Annotated in this window: 1 protein-coding gene and 1 pseudogene; both read right to left on the reverse strand. The window is 55.6% G+C overall.

Going from position 1 to position 2,342, the window contains the following annotated elements; translation table 11 throughout:
- Window positions 1–94 precede the first annotated feature (94 nt).
- Window positions 95–544, reverse strand: a pseudogene (locus BDW41_RS22850) (site-specific integrase); the annotation flags it as partial.
- Window positions 545–2,074: 1,530 nt separating this feature from the next.
- A partial coding sequence (locus BDW41_RS23825) for a hypothetical protein (protein WP_233497007.1) occupies window positions 2,075–2,342 on the reverse strand: 268 nt, incomplete at its 5' end.

A 2,342-nucleotide genomic window follows, 5' to 3' on the forward strand; every position in this document is an offset into this window, starting at 1 on the left:
TCTGTTCGTCGGTAAAACGCTTCTTCATGTCCGTCCTCGTCGTTATGACGGACTCTACTTAGATCAGATTGGCACGGAAACCTGGGGGCAGGTCATCTGGGCGGAAGCCAAGAACTTCGTCCAATACTGTGCGGGCCATTGCCCGGAAGCCATGCCCACTCATTTCGTCTTTTGCATAGCCCATTCGGCGAAGGGCGGACAAGACAGCGTTATTGCTCATCGGACGCTTCGGACCGTGCGCCCTTGGAAAGAGATAGCGCCCCGTCCCTGTAAGTGGCTGAAGTTCGCGCAGGATCTCCACTGCCTGCGGTGCAAGGGGCACAAGATGCGAAACACGTGTCTTCATCCTTTCCGCAGGGATGTTCCACTCGGATTTGTCCAGGTCGAACTCAGTCTACTCGGCATGCCTCAATTCTCCCGGGCGGACGAAGACGAGTGGGGCGATTTTTAGCGCGGACTTTGTGACAAAAGTGGCTCGATAACCGTCGATGGCACGAAGTAGGCCGCCGATTGCCAGTGGGTCAGTGATTGCAGCGAGATGTTTCGGTTTTGGTGATTCCAGAGCCGGCCATGGCGTTCCATCGTCGCGTAAGAGGGTGGCTGGGAAGCCTCGTTCCAGCCTTAGCCTTCTCATAGTTCTTGAGCGGTCAATGCCTAGTTCAATGAGATGACTTCTTCGAGCTCCGCTTTGACTTTGATTTGCCGGGGGAGGGGTTCACGTCCTCTAGGGGTAGCCCTCTCTGTTCTCCCGTTTGTGGTTCAGTCCGGTCGAGCAATCGCTTAGCTTTGTTTGAAAGAGCGATCAGTGACTCAAAGGCTGCACGAACCTCTTGATCAAGCCCCGGCGTGGCCTGCGATGCCCTGACTTCTTGGTCATGTCGAGACGCACTTTCAGATGTCCGAAATTGGCATGTTGCCCCCGGAACTACCTCAATGGTCAGTGAGCGTGGCGCCAACCGCGCAATCTCTGAGAGAGCTTGGTGGCCAGAAAATCGATCAGACAGCCATTTGTACTCTGTCCAGCAGATATCTGCGGCTGGAGGGTCGCTCCAGTGAAATGCGGAGCGGACCTGTCGCTCGATCCCCTTAGTTACTCGCGCCCAAGCAGGATCCCAGCCCCTTGGTCCTCGCAGGGCTGCCGCAAGCCCAAACCAAGCGAAAGCGAGCGGAGCGACGGTAGCGAACTTTCTAAGAAGGAATGCGTGGCTCGTGCCTCTGCCGACGAGGAACGCGGCTAGCGCAAGCATCGCCGCTGAATGCGAGGCGGGTGACGGAGACAGAGAAATGCTCGACCCGATTTCTGAAGAAATACGCTGAAAGGCAACAACGCGCTCTTCCACCGAATCACTGAATATCTGCGAATGGAAGTTGAAAAGCTCTCGGTGACGATGGTTGTTCGGTCGGCTATCGTTGGCTATGTCCGCTGCATGCAAAAACAGCTCCGTAAGTTCGCGGATGTCTGAGGCGTCCCCAACGTTAGCCGATAGAGCGGCCCAAATGGGCACTAGCATATCGACTGGGATGACTCGCTTCCCAAAACGGGGATCCTTCGAGGCGTCTCTTAGGCGTTCAGTGCAGGTCCGCGTTACCGAATACGAGTCGTGGAGAAATACGGTGCGTGCAATCGCAGAGGAGAAGCATGCGTTCGCTCTCGATACAGGGAGCGTATCAAGCTCTCCTTCAAAGTCCGCTTGAGCCAGAATCTCCCCAAGAATGACGCTTGACCACTTGTCCGTACGTGCTGCTCTTCCATCAGGTTCATCAGCAGAAAGCAGAGCCCAGTCAGCTCCAGTGACAACTCGCGCAAACTGGCTTAGCGGAAATGCGCCTCTCGCGTAGACCCGGAGCCACGAAAGGGTTTCGGGAGCCGATTGCCCATCCAGCACAAATACGGAAGGAGGCTGATAGTCCAGCGATCCTGTCGAATCGGTAGCAAATGCCACTTTGACATCCGTGGCGGGAGTCAATGACTCACTACGTGTGGGATAGGTTCGTTCGCGGAAGTCTCCGATTCCGAAAGCGATCTCCGGAAGATCTTCTCGCTTAGCGACATACCAAACTAAGGTTTCAGTGTTCATTTCTTGCTCGGGAAGAGGTCGTCAAGTTCCATGTGCTTGGGCTCAGCAAATGCTTGTTCAAGCGCAGGATTTGTCTTGCCGGTACAGTAGGCGTTCAATGCTGTCTTGGCGCGCGTGATTGCGGTGTACGCCAATGTATTTCGGCTAAGGGGGCCATGGCGAAGCTCCTTGAATCGCCCCGGGTTCTGAGGAGGCTCCAACTCTTGAGAGAATGGAGCCATGAACAAGTCTACGAAGTTTTCCCCTGAGGTCCGCGAGCGCGCG

It is taken from the genome of Dyella sp. AtDHG13, assembly GCF_003201105.1.
GTDB classification, from domain to species: domain Bacteria; phylum Pseudomonadota; class Gammaproteobacteria; order Xanthomonadales; family Rhodanobacteraceae; genus Dyella; species Dyella jiangningensis_B.